Here is a 21,795-nt window from a genome sequence, read left to right as displayed (position 1 = left end):
GCTTAGCGCACCCCCAGTGCTTTACTCGTGTCGAATCGTGGTCCCCGCATCGAAAAAAGCCCAACTAACGCATTTCCCGTGCTCTATTTCCCAAAAAGCAACATCCCCAACCAAATTAAATGCATCGCAGTTCCGCTATTTTCCTCCGGTGCACGAGCACTCTACTCAAAATCGCCAGTCACCTTATCCCGATCATCGTTCCTTTCCCCTTCACGCTTCCTTAAACAATTGTGCAACCGAAAACGTCGCTATGCAAACAAAAAAAGCACAGCCGCTTGAGCCGTACCCGTAAGGTTCGCGCTTCAAAGAAACTGTGCTTTTCACTTCCCGGTGCCTTACTTCAGATTTACTTCAAATCTTTCATGGCGACAGCATCCATGTCGGAGAACTCCTGGTTCTCTCCGGCCATTGCCCAGATGAACGTATAATTGCTCGTGCCTACGCCGCTGTGGATCGACCAGCTTGGGCTGATGATTGCCTGCTCGTTGCGTACAACCACGTGACGGGTTTCCGTCGGCTCGCCCATCAGATGGAAGACGACGCCGTCTTCCGGCATATCGAAGTAGAAGTACACTTCCGAGCGGCGGTTATGCGTATGGCAAGGCATCGTGTTCCACATGTTGCCCGGCTTGAGCAGCGTCATGCCCATCACGAGCTGGCAGCTTTGGATGCCGTTCAAGTGAATGTATTTGTAGATCGTGCGCTCGTTGGAGTTGGTGATCGAACCGAGGTGCTGCGGCTCCGCCTCGCTGATCGCAACCTTTTGCGTCGGGTAATTTTTGTGCGCCGGGGTCGAGCTCAGGTAAAAGCGCGCCGGATTCGCGGCATCCGCGCTCTTGAACACGACTTGCTTGTTGCCGAGGCCGACGTACAGGCCGTCTTTGTTCTCCAGCACGTAATCGGTGCCGTCGACCGTGACGACGCCTTGGGCGCCTACGTTAATGATCCCGATTTCGCGGCGCTCAAGGAAATAGTCCGCCCCCATGTCGTGCTTATCCGCTTCGAGCAGAACCGGCTCCGTTGTCGGTACGGCGCCGCCCGTAATGAAGCGGTCCACATGGCTGTACACCAGATTCAGCTTGCCCGGTACGAACAAGCCTTCGATCAAATATTCTTGGCGCAAACGTTCCGTATCGTACGTTTTCGTTTCCGTCGGGTTGGTTGCGTAACGAATTTCCATAGACATCGTATAATTCCTCCCGTATTTACATGGTCACTGCTATTATAAACCATACGTTCATTTAAGTTCAAATGAATTATTTTTGAACCAAAATGAACCAACAAGTACATACGAAACCGCAGACGCGGGTAACGAGCATGATCATTCGCCGCCTCCGCCCTCTTCATCTAGGCTTTCACTCAAACGGCCGTCCGCGTACAAGCCCACTTCAGCGCATTTGCCGGCCAGATGTGCTGGCTTCCGGATCGCAAGCGTCCCCATTCGGCGCTCGCTGCGACACGACGGATGGTCAAGCCGCATCTGAGAGCATCCCGCTCCTACCCTACCTTCCGGCTCGGCTCCGCCGGTTCCGCTCGATTCGCGTGCCTGCCGCTTCGTAGCTGCGCGCCGTCTCCTCCGGCAAATACGGATCGGTCACGATCACGCCGATTTCGGACAGCTTCGCGAACGTGATCAGCGCGCACTTGTTGAACTTGCTGTGGTCCGCCACGCAAAACACCTGCTTCGCGGAATCGATCATCGCCCGTTTTTGCCCGACGTGGGAATGGGTAAAGATCGTAAACCCATACTCCGGATGAATCCCGGTCGTGGACAGGAACGCCTTCTGCACGTTCAGCCTGCCGAGAAATTCCGCGGCTTCTTCGCTGACCAGCATATTCCGGCTGCGGAAGCCGCCGGGGACGACCAGCCGTACGCGGTCCTTCTTGATCAGCTCGCTGATGATATACAGATCGTTCGTGATGACCGTCAACGGCGCATTGTCGAGCAGCTTGGCCATCTCCAGCGTCGTGCTGCCGCTGTCGAGCGCGATAATGTCGTTCGGCTCGACGAACCGCAGCGCCCACTCCGCCGCCTCCCGCTTCTCGTCCGGATGCTTCGGATTCGGCGCGAGCCCGGCCAACAAGCCGGAGTAGCCTTCATTGGCCAGCACAGCGCCGCCGTGCGTCCGGTGCAGCAGTCCTTTGCTTTCCAGCTTCTCGAGATCCTGGCGGATCGTCTTTCCCGTCACCCCGAGCTTGTCCGCCAAATCCGCGACGGACACCTCGCGGTGCGCCATGAGCAGCTCCATAATTTTCTCGTATCGTATAATGGCTGACATCGTTGCCCCCCGCTTTGCGGACTGCTTCCTTCACGCCAATCCGCACCCATATTTTAGCTGCCCCTATGGTAACACAGCTCCTCCGGGAAAACCAAGAGCCCCCGGCAAATACGCCCGTCCGCACGTTCCGGCCCCATCCGAAATGGCTCTGCCGCAAAATACGAAACACCGTGACGCTGCCGTACGAAAAGTGTTATAATATGGTCTAATGTAAGCAATGAAGAAATATGGAAGGATGGAGCGTCATGAACCCTCTTGCCCAAAGTTTAAATGAGACCATTCAAAAGGAAAGCCCGCACGTCTACGAGATGCTGTCCGAGCTCGGCAAACAGATTTATTTTCCGAAGGTCGGCATCCTGAGCCAATCCGCCGAAGCGAAGGCGAAGGCCAAGAAGTTCAACGCCACCATCGGCACGGCGCTGGAGAACGGCCAGCCGATGCATCTCAAAGTCATCCAAGATACACTGTCCGCGTACAATCCGAAGGACATTTACGAATATGCCCCGCCGGCGGGCAAGCCGGAGCTTCGCACCGCATGGCGCAGCAAGATCATCGAGGAAAATCCGTCCCTTCAGGGCAAAAACCTCGGCAATCCGATCGCGACGAACGCGCTGACCCACGGGCTGAGCATCGTAGCCGATTTGTTCGCAGGTCCAGGAGACGCTGTGATCATTCCGGATAAAAACTGGGAAAACTACGAGCTGACCTTCGGCATTCGCCGCGGCGCCGAGCTCGTATATTACCCGCTCTACACGGAAGACCGTCAGTTCAACGCGGCAGCGCTCCGCGACACCCTGCTTGCGCAGAAGAACAAGGGCAAAGCCATCGTCGTGCTGAACTTCCCGAACAACCCGACCGGCTACACGCCAGGTCCGGAAGAAGGGCGCGCCATCGTAGCGGCGATCAAGGAAGCGGCGGAAGCCGGCATCAACGTCGTGGCCGTCACGGACGACGCTTATTTCGGCCTGTTCTTCGAGGATTCGCTGCACGAGTCGCTTGCCGGACAATTGGCGGGGCTTCATCCGCGCGTGCTGTCGGTCAAGATTGACGGCGCAACGAAGGAAGAATACGTGTGGGGCTTCCGCGTCGGTTTCATTACGTACGTCGGACAAAGCGATGCGACGCTGGCGGCTTTGGAGCAAAAAACGATCGGCATTATCCGCGGAACGATTTCCAGCGGCCCGCATCCGTCCCAAACATTCGTGCTGCATGCGCTGAAATCGCCGGACTTCAAAGCCCAGAAGCAGGAGAAGTTCGACATTATGAAAGGCCGTGCCAACCGTGTCAAAGCGCTGCTCGATACCGGCAAATTCGATCAGGTATGGGACTACTACCCATTCAACTCCGGCTACTTCATGTGCCTGAAGCTGAAGACGGTCGACGCCGAAACGCTACGCTTGCACCTGCTCGATAAGTACGGCGTCGGAACGATCGCCCTCGGCGAAACCGATCTCCGCGTCGCCTTCTCCTGCATCGAGGAAGCGAATATCGAGGAGCTTTTCGAAACGATCTACCAAGGCGTTCTGGATCTCCAGAATGTCACCGCGAGATAAACGAAATCCGTAAAAGCCGGGGTTCGCAAGAGCCTCCGGCTTTTTTTGCATTTGCAATCGACCGAAATCGAATGTTACAATAAATCTACGTTAACACCTCGGTTAAGTGAGACTTTGTCCGAAAGGAGGAATGTGGATGACAGCATGCCGACAAAAGCACCCTCTTCATGTCCTTTTCGTGCTGCTTACCGGTCTGTTCCTCACGTTCTCCTGGTTCATCCCGATTGCCGAAGCGGAAAACCCGCCGCTTACGCGCTCGATGACGATGGGCCAATCGGGCGCCTCCCACGCTGTCTCCACCGCTTCCCGTCAGCAGACGGACAACGACATGCACACGCCTGTGTCAGGCATACCGTATCTCCGTTCGGAAGCAATCCGATTTCCCATACCTGCCTTCATCTTGGAGCGGCGCTCAGACCGTTCCGTCTTCCTCCTGCTCAAGCAGCAGCTCCTGATGCCTTTAAAATTTACGGTGATTACGTACCTCGCTCCCCAAGTTTGATCGTTTACGGGCTCCGATAGCCGGACCCGCAATTCAAAACTTGGGAGGAGATTCCATGACAGATATCCGAGAGTCCGATCTTCCGGGAATCGGACGAAAATTTCAACTGCACGCACGCGGAGGCGATAAATTGGTCGTGGTCGTCCACGACGACGGAAGAAGAGAGCTGTATCATTTTGATCCGGACGATCCGGATGAGACCGTCTCCACGGTAACGCTGGACGACGACGAGGCAAGAATGATGGCCGGTATTATCGGCGGGATGAGCTATCGGCCCAAATCGCTCGAAACGATGGAAGTGGCGCTGGACGCCCTGGTCGTGGAATGGTTCAAAATCGAGGCCGGCGCAGGCAGCGTCGGGCATACGATCGGCGGGCTGAACGTCCGCAAGCAAACGGGAGCGACGATTATCGCCATCGCCGAGAAAAATCACACGCACTGCATCAATCCGGGCCCGGAGTATCGGCTTAATGTGGAATCGACGCTCGTCGTCGCGGGAGAACGCAAGCAATTGAAGGCGCTGAAGGAGCTCCTTCAGCATGGGAGCCTGTAGCCTATGGAGCACATCGTTCTAGAGATCGGGCTGGCGATTTGTCTCATTGCCGCTGCAGGCTGGCTTTCCACGAAGCTGCGATTTTCCGTCGTTCCGTTTTACATTTTGATCGGGATGGCGGTCGGCCCCCATGCGCCGAAGTTCGGGGCATTCGATTTCCGCTTCATCGACAGCGCTCCGTTGATCGAATTTATGGGCCGCCTCGGGGTGCTGTTCCTGCTCTTTTATCTCGGACTGGAATTTTCGGTCGGCCGGTTGATCAAGTCCGGGCGCTCCATCGCGGTCGGGGGCACGATCTATATCGCGATCAATTTCACGCTCGGGCTGCTGTTCGGCTGGCTCTCCGGATTCCCGCTGAACGAGACGCTGGTCATTGCCGGCATTACGACGATTTCCTCCAGCGCGATCGTAGCCAAAGTGCTCGTCGATCTGAAACGGACGGCCAATGCCGAGACGGAAATGATTCTGGGCATCATCATGTTCGAAGACGTGTTTCTGGCCGTCTATATCTCCATCCTGTCCGGACTGCTGCTAAGCGGAGCCACATCGGTAGGAGGCATTATCCTGTCCGCGCTCCTCTCGCTCGGCTTCATGCTCGTCTTCCTGATCGTCGGGCGCAAAGCGGTGCCTTGGCTGAACCGCTTCCTGAATATCCGGTCCAACGAAGTGTTTCTGCTGTTCGTCTTCGGATTTTTGACGGTCGTTGCGGGCTTCTCCGAAACGATTCATGTCGCGGAAGCGATCGGGGCGCTACTCGTTGGACTCGTATTGGCCGAGACCGAGCACAGGCACCGGATCGAGAAGCTGATTCTTCCGTTCCGGGATTTCTTCGGGGCGTTGTTCTTCTTCAGCTTCGGCCTGACCATCGATCCACTCACGCTCGGCGGCGCCGTCTGGCTCTCGTTGGGAGCGGTGCTGCTGACCCTCATCGGCAATTACGTGGCAGGGATGCTAGCCGGGCGAAGCGCCGGGCTATCCCCGAAAGCCTCGTCCAACATCGGGCTGACGATCGTCTCCCGGGGAGAGTTCTCCATCATTATGGCCAATCTCGGCAAAGCCGGCGGACTGATGACCGTCCTGCAGCCGTTCGCCGCGCTGTACGTATTGATTTTGGCGATTCTCGGACCGCTGCTGACGAAGGAATCGAAGTTCGTGTACGGCATGCTGAATCGTTGGTTTAAATTCGACACAACGGCTGCTGCGCCGCCGGACCGCTCCAAGGCGCAGGAAAACCATCCGGCCTGACGACGCAAACAAGCCTGACGGAAGGGATCGCTCCCTTTTCGTCAGGCTTGTTTATTTTTCCTTAGATCAATAAATTAAACAAGTTCGGGTCTTTATTAATCTCGCTGAACCGCAGCCCGCGCTGCTCCATCCGTTCGATCAGCGGACCGTAATCGTCCTTGTGCTTGAGCTCGATGCCGACAAGCGCAGGACCGTTTTCTTTGCTAGTTTTCTTCGTATATTCGAACCGCGTAATGTCGTCGGTCGGTCCGAGCACATATTCGAGAAACTCCCGCAGAGCGCCCGCGCGCTGCGGAAAGTTGACGATGAAGTAATGCTTCAGTCCCTCGTAGATGAGCGACCGCTCTTTGATTTCTTGCATCCGGTCGATGTCGTTATTGCCGCCGCTGATGACGCACACGACATTTTTGCCGGCGATCTCCTCGCGGTAAAACTCCAGCGCCGCCACCGACAGCGCTCCCGCCGGCTCCGCCACGATGGCGTTCTCGTTGTACAGCTCAAGTATCGTCGTGCACACTTTGCCTTCCGGCACGACGATGATATCGTCGAGGAACTCGCGGCAGATGTCGTACGTCAGCTCGCCGACCCGTTTGACCGCCGTGCCGTCGACGAATTTGTCGATCTCGCCTAGCGTGACGATCTCGCCCGAATCGACCGATTGCCGCATCGAAGGCGCTCCGGTCGTCTCCACGCCGACGACCCGGGTGGACGGGCTAACGCCCTTGATATACGTGGCCATGCCGGCAATGAGTCCGCCGCCGCCAATTCCGGCGAATACGTAGTCGACCGGTCCCTGCATGTCGTTCATCAGCTCCAGGCCGACGGTGCCTTGCCCGGCAATAACCTTCGGATGATCGAACGGGTGAACGAACGACAATCCTTCACGCTCCCCATAATCCAGCGCTTCCTGCAGCGAATCGTCGAAGGTGTCCCCGGTCAGCACGACGTCGACGAACGGGCCGCCGAGCAGCTTGACCTGCGATATTTTTTGCCGCGGCGTTGTCGTCGGCATGAAGATTTTGCCCGGAATTTGCAGCGCTTTGCAGGAATAAGCCACGCCTTGGGCATGGTTGCCGGCGCTGGCGCAGACGACGCCTTTGCGCAGCTTGTCCTCCGGCAGGCCGCGGATCATATTGTAGGCGCCGCGAATTTTGAACGAGCGGACCACCTGCAAGTCCTCCCGCTTCAAGAACACGTTGCAGCCGTACTTTTCGGATAAAATGAAATTTTTTTGCAAGGGGGTCTGATGCACGACGTCCTTCAGCAGATGGCTGGCGACGAGAATATCCTCTAGTTTGATATGCTGTGCGGTCATAATCGCTTTTTTCCTCCAACCCGGTGTACGTAAGTCTCGCGCCCGGCAGTACGGGCTTGCGCGCAATTTCTCCTAATTATACACCGTTCGGCGCATCTGTCCATCCCCCATGCCCAATTGCCAGGATAACCCGCCGCCGATGTTGCAAAGCGTTGTATGATCGGGTACGATGACGGTATCGGGGCATGACCTCGACGCCATTTCTGCGGCAATTCCATAATCATGGAGAAATTTATGAAAATAACTACGCTAATCGAAAATTTGAAGAATGATTCACAAGATTTAATCAATGAATCCGGCTTATCTCTTTACATAGAACAAGATAACAAACGTATCCTTTTTGATACCGGAAAAACCGGCAGCTTTATTACGAATGCACAGAAATTGGGAATTCATTTGGAGCATGTGGATGCCGTCGTGCTTTCTCATGGCCATCATGATCATGGCGGAGGTCTTCTACCGTTCTTTAAGGTCAACAGCAAAGCCAAAGTCTACATGAAGCGGAAAGCTTCGGGAGATTATTATTTTCATCTTCTGGGTTTTAACAAAAACATCGGCATCGATAAAAAAGTGTTCGAGGAGTATTCCAACCGAATTGCTTATATTGATCGTTTTACCGAAATCATGAATGATATTTATATCATTACAGACATCGAGGAGCAGGATTTGACCCCTAGGGGAAATAAATATTTATTTGCCAAAGAAGGGAACAAGCGGGTTCAAGATAAATTTGAGCATGAGCTCATGATGGTTATCAAGGAGCAGGACGGGATCTGCGTATTTACGGGATGTTCTCATAAAGGTACCCCCAATATGATACGAGCCGCCAGAACTATGTTCCCCAGTCTAGATATTAAAGCGGTGATAGGCGGCTTTCATCTCATGACGATACCGATGCTAAAATCATTCAGCGCTTCCCAGGAAGAGATTCAGGCCATTGCCAAAATGATCATCGACGAAAATATCCAAAAAGTATATACAGGGCATTGCACAGGGGTAAAAGCTTACAAAAATTTAAAGCATATTTTGGGTGCCAAAATCGAGTATATTCGAACAGGATCTCGGATCTATGTGTAAAAAACGGACCTTCCGGCAGACATTTAACATGGCTGCAGGAAGGTCCGTTTCCCGTTGCAATTCTAACCTTTTTTAATCGTTCTCTCTCATTTATCGAATGATGATGGTGTGTACGAGTTGGTTTTTACCTCTCAGCTCCAAAGCGCGTCCTGCGGTCAGCTGGCTGACGTCGCCGGAAATGTAGACTTCGGGAGCGACTCCGTAAACAGCCGATTGCACGCCGCCGCCGTTTACGTTTTGGTTAATCGTGATGTTGGCGAGTCCGCCTTTGGAGTTCAGTGTGTAGCTGTTCAGCGTTCCCGTTACCGTGAAGTCCGTTTGCTGCTGCGGATCGCTCGTCGTGTTCAATACTTCGACGTAGATCGCTTTGCCGCCATACGTGCGGATCAGCACCTGATCGCCCGTGCGCAGGTCGCCGAAAGCTACGCGGGAGCCGTTGCGGAATACGAACACGTTCGAATCCAGCTCAACGTTCAGCACCTCGTTGTTTTGCGATTTAACCGGCAGCAGGTTGTTGTTCAGCGCGCCAGTCACCGTGCCTTTCACCGATGCATGGTCCGGCAGCTGGCTGCCCGTACGATCCAGCAGCGCGGCAAGCTCGGCGCGGGTAACCGGCTTGTTCGGACGGAACGTGTTGTCCTCGTACCCGTCGATCAAGTTTTTCTCGATGGCCACGGCAACGTAGCCTACGGAGCCAGCGGAAATTTTGTCCGCATCGCGGAACGGAAGCTTGGCGTTCATTTTCGCTTTGGCTTCGTTCTGCAGCTTCATCGCTTTGACCAGCAGCGTCGTCGCCCACAGGCGGTCCGCTTCTTTCTCCGGCTGGATCATGTCGTCCGTCTCGGCGAACAGGTCGTTTTGCAGCGCGACGGAAACGTAGCCGGTCGCCCACGGATATTTTTGCTTTAATTTGTCCGCATCCTTGAAGTTCAGGTTAGCCGCTTTCGCATCAGCCGACTCGGCTTGATCGCGCAGACCCATCAAGCGGACCGCAGCGGTAATCGCCTCGATGCGGGAGATCGTTTTGCGCGGCTGGAACGTGCCGTCCTCGTAGCCTTCGAATACGCGCTTGGAAGCGAGAGAAGCGATGTAACGCTGCGCCCATTCCACGTCCTTGCCCTTCAGATCGTCGAACGTCAGCTTAATATTGATGTTGACATCTTTGTCAAAGTTCACTTTTTTCTCGATCGTGTCACGGTTGTCGCGGTCCTTGTCATGACCTTTACCTTTGCCGTCGGCGAAAGCCGCCGTCGATCCGCCCAGCACCATCGCCATGGTCAATCCGGAAATTACTGTCTTCTTGAACGCTTTGCTCATCATTCATTCTCCTTTGCCAAGTGGGTTGGACCGCAGTCCCGCTCCTGACGAACCCACGGCCAGCACGGGGCCCTGCCGCTCGATATAGCGGAGGAAATCCGTCGCCCGTCGATTCTCAAGCAGGTACGATCTATAATATGAGTTTGAAAAGAGGATGTTTCAGAACCTTCGCGAAGAGTTCCTGACTGCACTTACATCGTTCGCCCACCCCAAAATGTTTAGGGGGGTCCCTTTAGATCGCCTGCCAAAAATGTTAAACTTAACAGCATACCCCGGGATTGTCCTTTTCGGACCCTGTCCCGGCTTCTACCATAAACGAAAGATAAGGAGAGAGAGATGAAACTTAGCGGCAAAAAGCTGACGGTTGTTCTGGCCCTGGTGGCCTTGGTCGCCCTGGCTGGGATCTATACGTTCCTGCAGCGGAGCGCATCGGACAAGCCGTCTCCGAACTCAACGACAACCGCAGGAAAAGACGATTCGAACGGCGGCAAGAGCACAACCGCCTCCAAAACGGACAACAAACTGCCCGACATCCCAACAGAGCAGACGGATATCGTCGTGATCGGCAGCGAGCTGGAAGGCCTCTATCTGGCCCGCGCCGCGGCGGACGAAGGATTGAAGGTCAAAATATTGGACCCGCGCAATGCATTCGGCGGTCAAGTGCTGCAGGGAGAGATGCTGTTCCTCGACGAAACCCGCGACGATCAGCACAGGCTGCTGGTCCAAGGCCGGGCCAAGGAGCTGTTCGACGGTTTCCGCAACGGCAAAATCCGCAAGCTGAAGGAATTCGAGCAATATTTTGACAAGCTGAAAAAGGACATTCCCGTCGAGCAAGGGATCAAGATCGAGAGCATCGAGCAAAATCCAGGCCAATTCGGCGGACAGGCGTTAAACGGCATCGTCTACACGACCAAGGACGGCCAGAAGAAACGGCTCGCCGCCTCCTATTGGGTGGAGAATACGGATTACGCCGCGATGGTCAGCAAGCTTCAAGCGACCCGGATGCCGGGCCTGGAGAAGTTCTACGGGCAAAATAACATCGAGTATATGAGCTCAGGCATGATGATGAAGTTCAAAAACGTCGATTGGGCGAAATTCCAGCAGAGCTTCAACAATATGCCGAAGGAAGAGCGCAGCGCCAAATTCGGCTGGGGCTCGGTGGACAACAGCTTCGCCATCAGCCTCGCTGGCATGACGAGCAAGTACAAGCCGACGAACGACCGCGTGTTTCTGCGCGGGCTGAATGCGGTGAGCCAGCGGGACGGCGAAGTGATCATCAACGCCTTCCTGATCTATACGGTCGATCCGTCGGACGACAAATCGGTGGCTGATGCGATGGAGCTCGGGAAGAAGGAAATTCCTCTGATCCTGAACCATTTCCGCAAAAGCTTGCCCGGCTGGGAGAAAGCGGAGCTGAACGGGTTCCCGAACTACCTGTACATACGCGAATACAACCACTACGAGACGGATTACGTACTGAAGCCTTCGGACATGCTCGGGGCGAAAATGTTCTGGGACAACGTGAGCATCGGCGGTTACCCGCTCGACCTGCAGGGCACCAGCGCCAACAAATGGGGCATCGAGATGGGCCGCCCGGACAAATACGGGATGCCGCTGCGCAGCTTCCTGCTCAAAAATTACGACAACGTCATTATGGCCGGCAAAAACGTCGGCGCCTCCGCCATCGCTTACGGCAGCGCGCGCATTCAGCCGAATACAAGCTTGGCGGCCGAATCGATCGGCGTCATTCTGGGGCAAATTCAAGGCAAGAAGAAGCTTCGCGAGCTGAAGGAAGCCGACATGCCGCAGCTTCAGCAGTACCTGGCCTCGAAATATAACATCAAGCTGACCGGCGTCACCGGCAACAACAAGCTCGCCGGCTGGTCGGCGGACGAAATCGCCAAGCTCGATACCGGCGAGATCGTATATGCGTCTTACGTGAAAACACGCAAGAAATAACAAGCAAGCCCTCCTGCACCGGATCATGCGTCCGGTTGCGGGAGGGCTTTTTCGTGTGGCGGCAATGCGCCTCCACCTTTTGACACATCGGGTAAAAGGGAGTACAATGATTTAGTTCAAAGTTTAAATTATTTACAAACAAAATTATTAAGAGCTAAAACTCAAAGGGGGAGCCGTCATGCGGGAGCAAGGGCTTCATGCGTCCACAGAGATTGAAAAATGGACCCGGCTGGCGATGCGCCGATGGATCTCCGAAATGGGAGGCCGGCTCAAGCACGGTCTGCCGATTCAGCAGTACTATTTGCTGGAGAGCCTTCGAGCGAACGGAACGATGCGGTGTTCGGAGCTGGCGGACACGCTGCAAATTACGCTGCCGGCCGTGACGAACCTTGCCAATAAGCTGGTGGCCGGCGGGTATGCGGAACGGGCGCATAACGAAACGGACCGGCGGGTTGTCATGGTGACCGTCACGCCGAAAGGTCTGGACGCTTTGAGCGAGTTGGACGAGAAAGCGGCAGAATTGGTCGAGTGGTTCTGGCAAGGGCTGGAGCCGGGCGAAACCGCCGAATTGACCCGGCTGCTCCGCAAAGCGGTCGAGTATAGAACGGCTGTGGATAGAGACTAGAGAATGGGCTCCCGCTTACCGGAGAACCCGACAGCAGAGAGAAAAGGAGAGAATAGCATGGCTTCGCTTGAAAACACCGAGAAACCCGTGCCGTTTTGGCCGGTCATGATCGGTATTTTTTTCGGCTCGTTTCTGGCGATTCTGGGAACCAGCTCCATTAATGTCGCCATTCCGATCTTAATGCAGGATTTTAATACCGACTTAAATACGGTACAGTGGACGCTGACCGGCTTTATGCTGGCGACCGGGGTCATTGCGCCGATCACCGGCTATCTGGGGGACCGGTTCAGCACCAAATATTTGTATGTCGCGGCCCTGATCGGGTTTACGCTCATGTCGGGGCTATGCGCCGTAGCCTGGAATATTCATTCGCTGATCGTGTTCCGCATTCTGCAAGGGGCCTTCAGCGGCATGGTCATGCCTGCGACCATGACGATCATATATCAGGTCATTCCCCGAGAACGGCAGGCATTCGCCATCAGTATGTGGAGCTTGTCGGCGATGCTGGCTCCGGCACTCGGCCCGTCGCTAGCCGGTTGGCTGATTCAAACGTTCGACTGGACCTGGCTGTTCTTGATCAACCTGCCGTTCGGGATCATCGCCATTGCGCTTGCGATGAAGCTGATTCCGTATTACCGGCTGACGACGCCGAAGCCGTTCGACCTGTTCGGCTTTCTGGCCGTCATTCTCAGCAGCTCCGCGCTGCTAATCGCGTTCAGCGAAGCGCACGCCTGGGGCTGGGGGTCTTGGCAGACGATATCCCTGCTGGCCTTCGGAGCGTTGACGCTGATTGTCTTCGTCCTTTACGAGCTGCGCAAAGCCGGGCCGCTGTTGAATTTAAGAGTATTCGCGTATTCCCGGTATACCTACAGCTTGATTCTGAGCTGTATCATCACGATCAGCTTGTATTCCGGAACGTTCCTGACGCCGGTGTTTCTGCAAAATATCCAGCATGTCTCCGCCTTCGATACGGGCTTGATTCTCCTCATCCCGTCGCTGGCGATGGCGGTCTGTATGCCGATCACCGGCAAGCTGTATTCGCGAGTGGGACCAATGCCACTAATTCTGTTCGGGATCGTGCTGATCGGCGTCGGAACGCTGGCTATGGCCCATCTCAGCGTCGATGTGACGCATGGCTATATCATTATGTGGATGACCGTCCGCAACCTCGGCATCGCCTTCTCGACCATGCCCGCTTCCAACGCTGGCATGGAGGTCATTCCGCGCGAGCTGTCCGGGCACGCTTCCTCGGTGAATAACTGGATCCGCCAAGGGTTCGGATCGTTCTCCATCGGCCTGTTCACCTCGATGCTCGCCTCCCGTGTTGCCGCGCATAGCATGGAGCTCGGCAAGGCCGGCGGGCTGAACGGCCAACAGTTGCAGCAGCAGGCGTTCACGTTGAGCGTCAACGACGTATACATGGTGGCTACGGTTGTCGTCCTGATCGGCTTGCCACTGGCCTTGACGCTGGGAAAGCGGCGCGGCAAAAGCCAGCCTGAAGCTGCGCCAGGTCCGGGCTTGTCGCAAAAGACTTCATAGGCGAGCTGACACAAACTGGTTTTGTACTTACCCACCTAAAAAGGGACGGTTTCCTTCGACTAGAAAGGAAACCGTCCCTCAGTGTATTGAGAAAAGTGGTTCGGACAAGAATAGAGACAAATACGGAGGTGGGGTATCTACTGGAGGAGCGATAGCGTTCGCCTTTGTCTGCGGGAAATGTCCGCTGTTAAGCGGCTTATAATCAAAATTTCCTGCAGACAACAGCCGACCGGAAGTAGATACCCCACCCTCTCGTACACCTCTATTACCTCATACACTTTCTCAACAAACTCAGGGACGGTTTCCTTCGATTGGAAAGAAACCGCCCCTTTTGCTTTTATCTATAAGCGCAGCCCGAAGGTCACACGTACCGTAGACCCTTCAAATGCTACGTCCCGAATCGCCACATGCCTCGGCATATATTCGTTCAGATCAACCTGAATCGGCTGGAGGCTCAGCCATTCGCCCGGTACGTTAACGTCCCGAATGACAGTGCCGGTATGGGCAGCCGTCAAATACGGCGCTTTCCAGGCAAGGTCGAAGTTGAGCCGGGCGCCAACCTTCCAGCGGTCTTGAAGCAGCAATGTCACGTCCGCCGCGAGCCGGTCCCCCTCAAGGAAAAACCTCGCTCCCGTCAGCTTGACGCCAGGACGAAGCTCGGCCCTGCGGGCAAGCGCTTTTTTCAGCAGATCGCCTACCTCCTGCTCCGTCAGCACCGCCTCCGGCTTGCGGTTGACTACCATGGCGGCGAGCTTTTCGCGCACCGGAAGATCGTTGTACGACAAGTCCAGCTCCGCTTGCGGCTGCGCGTACCATAATGCCCCGGCGACCAGCAGCCCGGCCAGAATTACGATCGTGACGATTCCTTTGAAGAGCGATTTCATCTGACTTCCCCCTTAAAGGAGCCGATCCAAACCTGAGCCTGATGTCCTGTCACGAATTTGACAGGCGGAATCGGCAGCTCATTCGTTACTTTTTCGGTTTACCCGACGGATCGCGCTTTTCCTTCAGCCAGCGCGGCGCTCCTTTGTTTTTGCGGTCCCGTTCCCGGTCCGCCTTGCGTTTATCCGGGGCAGCCGGAGCCGGGGGACGGCCCGTGCCGGATTGTGCCGGCTTTACGCTCTTGCCTTCCGTACGGGGAAGTTTCGGAGCTCCCGCTTGGGCAATACGCGCTTCAGGTTTCTCCCTTCCCGACGGCGCTTCATCCGGCACCCGGCGTTCCACGAGCTTCTTCGCTTCCCGGCGAACGGACCGCTCCTGCTCCGGATCGACGACCTTCCCATGAAACATCGTCCGCTGCTTGATCTCGATACCAAGCGCTTTGGAAAACTTATCGATAATGAACTGCTCCCGCGGAGTAATGATCGACACGGCCGTGCCTTTGCGGCCCATCCGCCCCGTCCGGCCTACGCGGTGCACGTAATGGTCCGCATCGATCGGCGGGTCGAGGTTGATCACGTGCGTCACCTGCGGCAGATCAAGCCCTCTAGCGGCTACGTCGGTCGCGAGCAGCAGCTGGAATTTGCCGGCGCGGAACGCCTGCATCGCCTTGGCCCGCTCCTGCTTGAAGGAATCGCCGTACAGGCCTTCGACCGATAGGCCGATGTACTGCAGCTTCGCCACCGCTTCCCCGATATCGTCGGTCTCGTTGACGAACACAATCGCGGCCTTCGGGTTATACAGCCGGACGATCCGGCGCAGCGTATCGATTTTGTCCCGTTCCTGACATACGAAATACAAGTGCTCTAGCGTTTCCGAGGTGCGCTGCGCCGGATTTACCCGGACGTAGACTGGATCGCGCATCCAGCGGTCGATGACGTCCTGCAGCGGCGGCGGGAATGTCGCGGAAAAAAACAGCAGCTGCCGGTCACGCAGCATGCCTTTGAACAGCGCCTCCACATCCTGCATGGACCCTAGCTCGAACACTTGATCGACCTCGTCAACGACGACCGTGCGAATCCCGTGCAGCTTCAATTTGCGGAGCTTGACCAGCTCCTGCACGCGGCCGGGCGTCCCTACCACGATCTGCGGCTTGAGCTTCAACCGGTCGATCTGGCGCTCGATGGAGGCGCCGCCGATCAGCTGCTGCACGCGGATATCGCTATCTTTTACAAGCTGCTCCAGCGTCTGCACGATCTGCATGCCGAGCTCCCGCGTCGGCACCAGCACAAGAGCTTGTACCTCTCTCGCGCCCGTGTCTATTTTATGCAGCAGCGGCAGCGAATAGGCCAGCGTTTTCCCCGTACCGGTCTGCGATTGCGCAACGATATCTTTTCCTTCCAGCGCGATCGGTATCGCTTCCGCCTGTATGTCCGACGGCTCCGTGATACCGAGCTCCTGCAGCCGCTTGACATACTGCGGAGCGATATGTAAAGCTGCAAACCCCGTATTCATTCGATCATCCTTTCTTCCCTTGCGTTTCCTTAGTATACCAGAATATGCGGGCGATTGCCCTACCCGGCGGGAAGACAACCGGCTTACCGGTCCCAACCTTCCGCCTGTCCCTGTTTGCTTGCGATCCATCCGAACACCGCATCGAGCGCGCGTTCGTCGTCCTCCTTCGGAAAGCGGTGCCCGAGCCCGTCGTACAGCTCCATCGTGTACTCCTTCCCGGCCCGTTCCAGCGCCGACCCCAGCTTGCGCGCCTGCTCTACGCTGACCTGCGCATCCGCCGTACCGTGTACGATCATGACCGGCACGCGGATCGCATCGACCCAACGGACGGGCGACCGCCGCTCGTAGCATTCGGCCTGCTTGCGCGGATGGCCGACGACCCGCTTCAGCATCCGCCGGAGATCGACCCGCTCTTCATACGTATCGAGCAGATCGCTCACGCCGCCCCAGACGACGACAGGACCGGCGCCTTCGCACTCTTTGGCCGCCAGCAGCGCCATCAGTGCGCCGCGCGAAAAGCCGATCAGCGGAATCGGCCCGGACTGCACCTCCGGCAGCGATTGCATGAGGGTAATGGCATGATGCACGTCAAAGCGGTCTTCCCCTCCAAAGTCCTCCCGTCCCTCGCCGCCTTCGTTGCCCCGATAAAACGGCGCAAATACCGCGTATCCGCGCCGCGCCATCGAGAAAATGCGCCGTTTGCGCACCATCCCGACCTTGCGGATGCCTCCCCGGCAGTAAATTAAACCGGGAACGGGTACGGCGGCATCGGGTACGGCAAGATAGCCTTTCACCTGAAGTCCTTGGCTAATATATGTCAGCCGGTAAAGCGATATGCCCTTCGCCAGGCTGCGGAGACTTTCCCTCTGGACCAGCGTTCCGTCGGCTTGAATGCCGCCGGTTGACCCGCTTTGCGGAATGTTTGTATCGGTAGGTATAGGCATGTTCGGTTCACTCCATTTTTTGACACAAAGTCGTTCCGGCGTTACACTAAGATGTATTATGACCGGAAAGGTGGATTTTCAAATGAATTCCCGTTTTGCCGCCGAATTCGAAGGGCTGGTCGAGAAATATGCCGAGCTGCTGACCGGCGACGCTTCCGCCGAAACGGTGGAAAAAATTAAAGTTTGGGCGATCTACAACCATATCCATAAAACGATGCCGGCTCTCGCCAGCCATTGGAATCAGCAGCATCCCGAGGGCAAAGCCGATGTCCGGAAGCTGTTCGAAGAGGTCCGTGACCGCAACCAGAAGTTTAAGGCGGCCAATCAACAGGCGGAAGCCCAGCCGGAGCCGGAAGCCTGATCGCTGATGACCATTATTTCCTTTACCATACCCTGCACGAAGACCGAAAAGCAATGCGCGCACTCGGTCTTTTTCTTATTTCTTATCGACATTCCCGGGGCCGCTAAAAGGCGAGCCAAAGAAGACCGCCGCCCCTCGAAGGGTGCCGCGGTCTTCTCGCATATCACATCCGGCGGTTTCACGCCATTCGCCACCGCACGCCCTAGCCTTATCAATCCGGCTTGCAGCTATTTCTTGTTAAGCACTTTAAAAGCGATGCCGTCGAACAGCCGCGGAAACAACTGATACAGCTTCACCCCCGCAGCCGCCATGAACGGCAGGTTCACCTCGGGCGTCCCCCGCTTGATCGCTTCCAACACTGCCTGAGCGACGCGCTCCGGCTTCAGCATAAACCATTGGATGTTTTTTACGTAGCTGCCCGAAGGATCGGCCCGCTCAAAAAACGGCGTATCGATCGGCCCGGGGTTGACGGCGGTCAGACGAACGCCGGTGCCGACAAGCTCCTGCCGCAGACAGTTGGTCATTCCGAGCACGGCATGCTTCGTGGCGGAGTAGCCGCTCGACTTGGCCGAGCCGATCTTCCCGGCCATAGAGGCGATATTAACGATATGGCCGCTCCCCTGCTTCAGCATGGAAGGCAGCACCGCTTTCGTACAGCGGACCGTCCCCATGTAATTAACGTCCATCATGCCCTCGAATTCACTTAAAGGCGCCGTCACGAACGAATCGAACACGCCGTAGCCCGCATTGTTGATCAGAATGTCGATCCGGCCGTATTCGGCGATCACCCGCTCCATCGTTGCCGTTACCTGCTCCGCCGAGGTGACGTCGAGCCGATAGATGCCGTGCTTGCCCTGTATTTTAGCGGACGCCTCCGACAGCTTTTGCTCCGACCGTGCCATCAGCACAGGAACGGCTCCGCGCTGCGCCAGCATCTGCGCCATCAGTGCGCCTATCCCGCTGGACGCTCCCGTGATTACCGCGATTTTGCCCTGAAAATCCATCCTCCGGTTCCCCCTGTCTTCTATCCGAACAAAAAAAGCGAAGCGCTCCCGGCGTTATCGGAACCGGAGAAGCGTTCGCTTACAGCTTACACGTTATGGACTTGTCATTTCAACTATATGGCATGCCGCTTGGTTAAGCGATCAGCACTTGAATATCCAGCTCGCCGATGCCTTCCATAATCAGCGGGATCGTCAGCGCCTTTTGCGCGTTGAAACCGGCCGCATGCGCGGAATGAAGCATCTTGGGCGGCGTAATATCGACGCGGACTCCTTGGTTGAACAGCATCGTGCTGGCATTGCCGCTGATCATATTGCTGAGCTCGGAGATGGCGCTTTTGCCGATGTCGTTCATTTCGGTGATCGAGAATCCGCCCATCATGGCGGACACGACCTTAAGCGCGACTTCCTCGTGCAATCCGAAGACGATGTCCCCTTCCATTTGTCCGGTCATGCCAATTTGAATCCAAATATATTTTTCAGCAAACTTCACGTCTTTGATGCCGAGCTGTCCGGTGGTCGGTCGTACATTCGCGACTTGTTCGATGACGATTCTGGCCGACTCCAAAAACGGGTTGATAAGCTCTGCCTTCATAAGATGACCGGTCTCCTTTTTTCGACAATATGCCGCAGATCCATAGGACTTTTTTGTTATTTCATTATACCTAATTTCATGCTGCAAGTATAGAACTTTTGTCGCGTTTTGTGTGAAATATAACAAAAAGCACAGGATTGAAGCACCTTTCAAAGAAACGGTCTGATTCTTTATACATGCTACAAGTTACTCCGCCTGGGGATTTCGTCTGGGTCGGCTTTCTCCGGCAAGCAGGGTTCATACATCATAATGGCGTGGTTCTCGGCAACGAACTGTTCGTCGAGCCAGTGCCCTTCCGCATCGAACCGGTTGCGGCATATGACGTTATGGCGAACATATCCGCCCCACCATTCCTGGGTAATCCAGTGCCTGGTTTCGGCAATCTCATAACGGTGCGATGCCGGACTGTCGGCCCGCCATTCTCCGACCAAGTCAGTGTCCGTCAGCCAAATTCTGAGCTGGTAGCACATCTCCGTGCGGTTCTCGATCTGCAGATCCAAATAATTATAAAAGCAAGTCGCCCCCGTTCCGAAAGGCTGCTTTCGTCCCGCATCGGGAAAAACGTCGTATCCGTGCCGGTATCTCTCCGTCACGGTAAGCGGCGTATGCAACGTCATCCAGTAAATCAGATTGGAAAGCTGACATAAACCGCCTCCCACCCCGGCCCGGACCGTGATGCAGCACCATCCCGTCCACGTAGCCTTGATGGCGGGTCGGTTTGCCGATCGTCTTCCAGTACGAGAACGTTTCGCCCGGCTGAAGGACCAGACCATCCATTCGCTGCGCAGCCAGTCTCAAGTTAATGATTTTGTTGTATTGAAGCTGCATTTCCACATTCCGAAGCTGTCGAAGCAGCGGAGTACGGTGGGTGAAATGAACGTGCCGCAGCGGTTCGTCCCGGCGCAATCGCGCAAAGCGTTTATTCCCGAGCATCCAGCTCACGCGGCGGCGCAGCCGGTAATACGCAATGCCTGCCGCCGTCCGCCATCGGCTGCGCTGTTTCGGCTTCGGCACCGACGATGGACCGAACATCCGTCCTCCCCTCCCTTCCTTCATTCTAGCAAAAACCCGATCAGCTTACTACGACGAATCGACACATACGTCGAATTTTCGTCTAAGATGACAAAAGGCGGCCAAGCTCCCCGAACGGGTCTCTTCGCCGCCTGCTTTAATGCTGCCAGCCGTAGCTGTCGTAAAATACGCCCGCCAGCACGTTCTCGACCGCCTGGCGCACATGGGGAATCACATCTTCCGGAAGGCCGTCCAGCGGATACCATGCCATTTCGGAGCATTTGTCCGGTTCCCGGTTGTACGGCTCCCCCTCCCATCGCTTCACGGTCAGAAAAAAATCGATCCATTCGCCCGTATCCGAAAGCCGGTGCATAACGCTCGCCACTTCCAGATCGGCCGGGTCCACCCGGACGCCGCTTTCCTCCCACGCTTCGCGCGCAGCCGCCCGCTTCACTTCTTCGTTCCCGTCCATTTTGCCGGCCACCAGACTCAGCTTGCCATCCTCGTAGCCAGTGTTGGTCCGTCGAAGCAGCAGCAGCTTATTCTCGTGCACAAGGAGCAGATACACGGCGCTGTGTACCCGAAACCATTCTTTTTCGGTCGTACTCATAAGCTGTCCTCCGCAGTCATTTATCGTAGAGTTGATCCTTAAAGTCTAGCTTCTCCGTTCGTTCCAGAACCATTATACACCTCTTCGGACGGCTTTCACATCCGAAGCCCCATCGCATTGCCGGAACTGTACCGCCGCAAGCCGCGGTGAAAGAACCATAAACCGGCCGCGGTCACGAGCCCCGTCATTCCGAGCGCCTGCAGCGTGAACGCAAGATCCGCTTCCCGCAGCAGTCCGATCGGCAAATAGCTGATGAATCCGGCGGGGATCACCGTGAACAAAATCAGCCGGCCCCAGCCGCTGAAAATGCCCGTCGGATAAGTGGAAAAGGTAAGAATCGCATTGAACAGCTGCTGGCCGATGGCTTCGGCTTGCCCGATGTAGAAGGCGAGCGACTGCGTCGTCACCACGAAGAACAGAAAAATCAGCATCGCGATGAGCAGCGCCAGCACGAACTTGAGCAGACCAAGCGGCGAGCGGTCCCCAAACAGCCCATACAGCAGCAGGGCGAACAGTACGTCCCCGATCGCGGAGACGGACATCCGGCTAACCAAGATATGAAGCAGCACCGGCTTCGGCTGCGTCAGGTACAGATCAAGCTGACCGCTTGCAACCAGCGAGGCCAGCCGGTACGCATTGCCGAACAGCACGGCGGACAGGCCGAAGCCGCCCGCGCTCACCGCCCACATCATCATCACGTCTTGCAGCTCCCAGCCGTTCACGACCGGAAACCGCTGAAAATAAAGCCCCCAGAAAAAAATCCAAACGGCATTGTTCACCATCATCATGCCCGCAGTCATCAGAAAGCTCAGCCGGAATTCCATGGCTCCGGTCAAATTGAGCTTCCAGCACGTCCATACGAACCGCAGCAGCGGCATCATTTTCGAATTCTGGCGCAATTCGTTCCCCTCCCTT

The 21,795-nt window shown here is 56.0% G+C and carries 21 protein-coding genes and 1 pseudogene; 9 read left to right on the top strand and 13 right to left on the bottom strand.

Annotated elements, in window-relative coordinates; all coding sequences use genetic code 11:
• Positions 1-346: 346 nt before the first annotated feature.
• The 3 genes from kduI to NI000_RS34070 all read right to left on the bottom strand — a co-directional run bounded on the left by kduI (position 347) and on the right by NI000_RS34070 (position 2,279).
• Entirely contained in the window at positions 347-1,180 is an 834-nt protein-coding gene (gene kduI / locus NI000_RS34080; RefSeq protein WP_179223554.1) for a 5-dehydro-4-deoxy-D-glucuronate isomerase, read from the bottom strand.
• 141 nt (positions 1,181-1,321) lie between these two features.
• On the bottom strand, positions 1,322-1,480 hold the full coding sequence (locus NI000_RS34075; RefSeq protein WP_253415788.1) for a hypothetical protein: 159 nt from the start codon (positions 1,478-1,480) through the stop codon (positions 1,322-1,324).
• A 22-nt stretch (positions 1,481-1,502) separates the two neighbouring features.
• Positions 1,503-2,279, bottom strand: coding sequence for a DeoR/GlpR family DNA-binding transcription regulator (locus NI000_RS34070; RefSeq protein WP_253415787.1), 777 nt, complete (start codon positions 2,277-2,279; stop codon positions 1,503-1,505).
• 245 nt (positions 2,280-2,524) lie between these two features.
• Here NI000_RS34070 and NI000_RS34065 point away from each other — a divergent pair, with 245 nt between their 5' ends.
• The 4 genes from NI000_RS34065 (at position 2,525) to NI000_RS34050 (ending at position 6,132) form a co-directional block, all read left to right on the top strand.
• Positions 2,525-3,832, top strand: coding sequence for an aminotransferase class I/II-fold pyridoxal phosphate-dependent enzyme (locus NI000_RS34065; RefSeq protein WP_253415786.1), 1,308 nt, complete (start codon positions 2,525-2,527; stop codon positions 3,830-3,832).
• Positions 3,833-3,968: 136 nt separating this feature from the next.
• On the top strand, positions 3,969-4,334 hold the full coding sequence (locus tag NI000_RS34060; protein WP_253415785.1) for a hypothetical protein: 366 nt from the start codon (positions 3,969-3,971) through the stop codon (positions 4,332-4,334).
• Positions 4,335-4,389: 55 nt separating this feature from the next.
• The gene (locus tag NI000_RS34055; protein ID WP_253415784.1) at positions 4,390-4,887 is read left to right on the top strand and encodes a cation:proton antiporter regulatory subunit; all 498 of its coding nucleotides are present in this window, start codon (positions 4,390-4,392) and stop codon (positions 4,885-4,887) included.
• A 3-nt stretch (positions 4,888-4,890) separates the two neighbouring features.
• Positions 4,891-6,132 carry a cation:proton antiporter gene (locus NI000_RS34050; RefSeq protein WP_253415782.1) on the top strand — a complete coding sequence of 414 codons (1,242 nt, stop codon included), beginning with the start codon at positions 4,891-4,893 and terminating at the stop codon, positions 6,130-6,132.
• 61 nt (positions 6,133-6,193) lie between these two features.
• Here the strand turns inward: NI000_RS34050 and ilvA are convergent, their stop codons facing one another.
• Complete coding sequence (gene ilvA, locus NI000_RS34045) at positions 6,194-7,447, bottom strand: threonine ammonia-lyase IlvA (protein WP_253415781.1); 1,254 nt, start codon at positions 7,445-7,447, stop codon at positions 6,194-6,196.
• A 234-nt stretch (positions 7,448-7,681) separates the two neighbouring features.
• Between ilvA and NI000_RS34040 the strand changes: the two genes are divergently transcribed.
• Positions 7,682-8,524, top strand: coding sequence for an MBL fold metallo-hydrolase (locus NI000_RS34040; protein ID WP_253415779.1), 843 nt, complete (start codon positions 7,682-7,684; stop codon positions 8,522-8,524).
• A gap of 90 nt (positions 8,525-8,614) precedes the next feature.
• On the opposite strand, the gene NI000_RS34035 is transcribed toward NI000_RS34040, so the two are convergent.
• The gene (locus NI000_RS34035; protein WP_253415778.1) at positions 8,615-9,841 is read right to left on the bottom strand and encodes an S-layer homology domain-containing protein; all 1,227 of its coding nucleotides are present in this window, start codon (positions 9,839-9,841) and stop codon (positions 8,615-8,617) included.
• A 336-nt stretch (positions 9,842-10,177) separates the two neighbouring features.
• On the opposite strand from NI000_RS34035, the gene NI000_RS34030 reads away from it, so the two are divergent.
• From NI000_RS34030 to NI000_RS34020, 3 genes are all read left to right on the top strand, one after another.
• Positions 10,178-11,800 carry an FAD-dependent oxidoreductase gene (locus NI000_RS34030; RefSeq protein WP_253415776.1) on the top strand — a complete coding sequence of 541 codons (1,623 nt, stop codon included), beginning with the start codon at positions 10,178-10,180 and terminating at the stop codon, positions 11,798-11,800.
• A gap of 178 nt (positions 11,801-11,978) precedes the next feature.
• Positions 11,979-12,425, top strand: a complete 447-nt coding sequence (locus NI000_RS34025) for a MarR family winged helix-turn-helix transcriptional regulator (RefSeq protein ID WP_253415775.1) — start codon at positions 11,979-11,981, stop codon at positions 12,423-12,425.
• Positions 12,426-12,482: 57 nt separating this feature from the next.
• Positions 12,483-13,964, top strand: a complete 1,482-nt coding sequence (locus NI000_RS34020) for a DHA2 family efflux MFS transporter permease subunit (protein ID WP_253415773.1) — start codon at positions 12,483-12,485, stop codon at positions 13,962-13,964.
• A 341-nt stretch (positions 13,965-14,305) separates the two neighbouring features.
• Here the strand turns inward: NI000_RS34020 and NI000_RS34015 are convergent, their stop codons facing one another.
• The 3 genes from NI000_RS34015 to NI000_RS34005 all read right to left on the bottom strand — a co-directional run bounded on the left by NI000_RS34015 (position 14,306) and on the right by NI000_RS34005 (position 17,302).
• A complete protein-coding gene (locus tag NI000_RS34015; protein ID WP_253415770.1) occupies positions 14,306-14,848 on the bottom strand; it encodes a hypothetical protein in 543 nt (180 codons plus the stop codon).
• Positions 14,849-14,933: 85 nt separating this feature from the next.
• Positions 14,934-16,358 carry a DEAD/DEAH box helicase gene (locus NI000_RS34010; RefSeq protein WP_253415768.1) on the bottom strand — a complete coding sequence of 475 codons (1,425 nt, stop codon included), beginning with the start codon at positions 16,356-16,358 and terminating at the stop codon, positions 14,934-14,936.
• 83 nt (positions 16,359-16,441) lie between these two features.
• Positions 16,442-17,302 (bottom strand): alpha/beta hydrolase family protein, encoded by an 861-nt coding sequence (locus NI000_RS34005; RefSeq protein WP_253415767.1) that lies wholly within the window; start codon positions 17,300-17,302, stop codon positions 16,442-16,444.
• Positions 17,303-17,384: 82 nt separating this feature from the next.
• Between NI000_RS34005 and NI000_RS34000 the strand changes: the two genes are divergently transcribed.
• A complete protein-coding gene (locus NI000_RS34000) occupies positions 17,385-17,663 on the top strand; it encodes a DUF2573 family protein (RefSeq protein WP_253415766.1) in 279 nt (92 codons plus the stop codon).
• A 227-nt stretch (positions 17,664-17,890) separates the two neighbouring features.
• Here NI000_RS34000 and NI000_RS33995 read toward each other — a convergent pair whose 3' ends face one another.
• The 5 genes and pseudogenes from NI000_RS33995 to NI000_RS33975 all read right to left on the bottom strand — a co-directional run bounded on the left by NI000_RS33995 (position 17,891) and on the right by NI000_RS33975 (position 21,779).
• Positions 17,891-18,667 (bottom strand): SDR family NAD(P)-dependent oxidoreductase, encoded by a 777-nt coding sequence (locus tag NI000_RS33995; RefSeq protein ID WP_253415764.1) that lies wholly within the window; start codon positions 18,665-18,667, stop codon positions 17,891-17,893.
• A 133-nt stretch (positions 18,668-18,800) separates the two neighbouring features.
• Positions 18,801-19,259, bottom strand: coding sequence for a chemotaxis protein CheX (locus NI000_RS33990; RefSeq protein WP_010497894.1), 459 nt, complete (start codon positions 19,257-19,259; stop codon positions 18,801-18,803).
• Positions 19,260-19,438: 179 nt separating this feature from the next.
• Positions 19,439-20,291 (bottom strand): annotated as a pseudogene (locus NI000_RS33985) (VanW family protein).
• Positions 20,292-20,427: 136 nt separating this feature from the next.
• Positions 20,428-20,880, bottom strand: coding sequence for an NUDIX hydrolase (locus NI000_RS33980; RefSeq protein ID WP_253415762.1), 453 nt, complete (start codon positions 20,878-20,880; stop codon positions 20,428-20,430).
• Between the two features lie 95 nt (positions 20,881-20,975).
• Positions 20,976-21,779 (bottom strand): ABC transporter permease, encoded by an 804-nt coding sequence (locus tag NI000_RS33975; protein WP_253415761.1) that lies wholly within the window; start codon positions 21,777-21,779, stop codon positions 20,976-20,978.
• Between the last annotated feature and the right edge of the window lie 16 nt (positions 21,780-21,795).

The sequence above is a fragment of the Paenibacillus tyrphae genome (assembly GCF_024158745.1).
GTDB classification, from domain to species: Bacteria; Bacillota; Bacilli; order Paenibacillales; family NBRC-103111; genus Paenibacillus_G; species Paenibacillus_G tyrfis_A.
This window is presented reverse-complemented; position numbering and strand designations above follow the sequence as displayed.

What these genes read in the sequence shown, in the direction of transcription:
- NI000_RS34060 (WP_253415785.1), top strand. Translation starts at nt 3,969, where the DNA reads ATGACAGCATGCCGACAAAAGCACCCTCTTCATGTCCTTTTCGTGCTG.
- NI000_RS34070 (WP_253415787.1), bottom strand. Translation starts at nt 2,279, where the DNA reads ATGTCAGCCATTATACGATACGAGAAAATTATGGAGCTGCTCATGGCG.
- NI000_RS34065 (WP_253415786.1), top strand. Translation starts at nt 2,525, where the DNA reads ATGAACCCTCTTGCCCAAAGTTTAAATGAGACCATTCAAAAGGAAAGC.
- kduI (WP_179223554.1), bottom strand. Translation starts at nt 1,180, where the DNA reads ATGGAAATTCGTTACGCAACCAACCCGACGGAAACGAAAACGTACGAT.
- NI000_RS33995 (WP_253415764.1), bottom strand. Translation starts at nt 18,667, where the DNA reads ATGGATTTTCAGGGCAAAATCGCGGTAATCACGGGAGCGTCCAGCGGG.
- NI000_RS33980 (WP_253415762.1), bottom strand. Translation starts at nt 20,880, where the DNA reads ATGAGTACGACCGAAAAAGAATGGTTTCGGGTACACAGCGCCGTGTAT.
- NI000_RS34000 (WP_253415766.1), top strand. Translation starts at nt 17,385, where the DNA reads ATGAATTCCCGTTTTGCCGCCGAATTCGAAGGGCTGGTCGAGAAATAT.
- ilvA (WP_253415781.1), bottom strand. Translation starts at nt 7,447, where the DNA reads ATGACCGCACAGCATATCAAACTAGAGGATATTCTCGTCGCCAGCCAT.
- NI000_RS34005 (WP_253415767.1), bottom strand. Translation starts at nt 17,302, where the DNA reads ATGCCTATACCTACCGATACAAACATTCCGCAAAGCGGGTCAACCGGC.
- NI000_RS34010 (WP_253415768.1), bottom strand. Translation starts at nt 16,358, where the DNA reads ATGAATACGGGGTTTGCAGCTTTACATATCGCTCCGCAGTATGTCAAG.
- NI000_RS33990 (WP_010497894.1), bottom strand. Translation starts at nt 19,259, where the DNA reads ATGAAGGCAGAGCTTATCAACCCGTTTTTGGAGTCGGCCAGAATCGTC.
- NI000_RS34015 (WP_253415770.1), bottom strand. Translation starts at nt 14,848, where the DNA reads ATGAAATCGCTCTTCAAAGGAATCGTCACGATCGTAATTCTGGCCGGG.
- NI000_RS34035 (WP_253415778.1), bottom strand. Translation starts at nt 9,841, where the DNA reads ATGAGCAAAGCGTTCAAGAAGACAGTAATTTCCGGATTGACCATGGCG.
- NI000_RS34050 (WP_253415782.1), top strand. Translation starts at nt 4,891, where the DNA reads ATGGAGCACATCGTTCTAGAGATCGGGCTGGCGATTTGTCTCATTGCC.
- NI000_RS34055 (WP_253415784.1), top strand. Translation starts at nt 4,390, where the DNA reads ATGACAGATATCCGAGAGTCCGATCTTCCGGGAATCGGACGAAAATTT.
- NI000_RS34020 (WP_253415773.1), top strand. Translation starts at nt 12,483, where the DNA reads ATGGCTTCGCTTGAAAACACCGAGAAACCCGTGCCGTTTTGGCCGGTC.
- NI000_RS34075 (WP_253415788.1), bottom strand. Translation starts at nt 1,480, where the DNA reads ATGCGGCTTGACCATCCGTCGTGTCGCAGCGAGCGCCGAATGGGGACG.
- NI000_RS34030 (WP_253415776.1), top strand. Translation starts at nt 10,178, where the DNA reads ATGAAACTTAGCGGCAAAAAGCTGACGGTTGTTCTGGCCCTGGTGGCC.
- NI000_RS34025 (WP_253415775.1), top strand. Translation starts at nt 11,979, where the DNA reads ATGCGGGAGCAAGGGCTTCATGCGTCCACAGAGATTGAAAAATGGACC.
- NI000_RS34040 (WP_253415779.1), top strand. Translation starts at nt 7,682, where the DNA reads ATGAAAATAACTACGCTAATCGAAAATTTGAAGAATGATTCACAAGAT.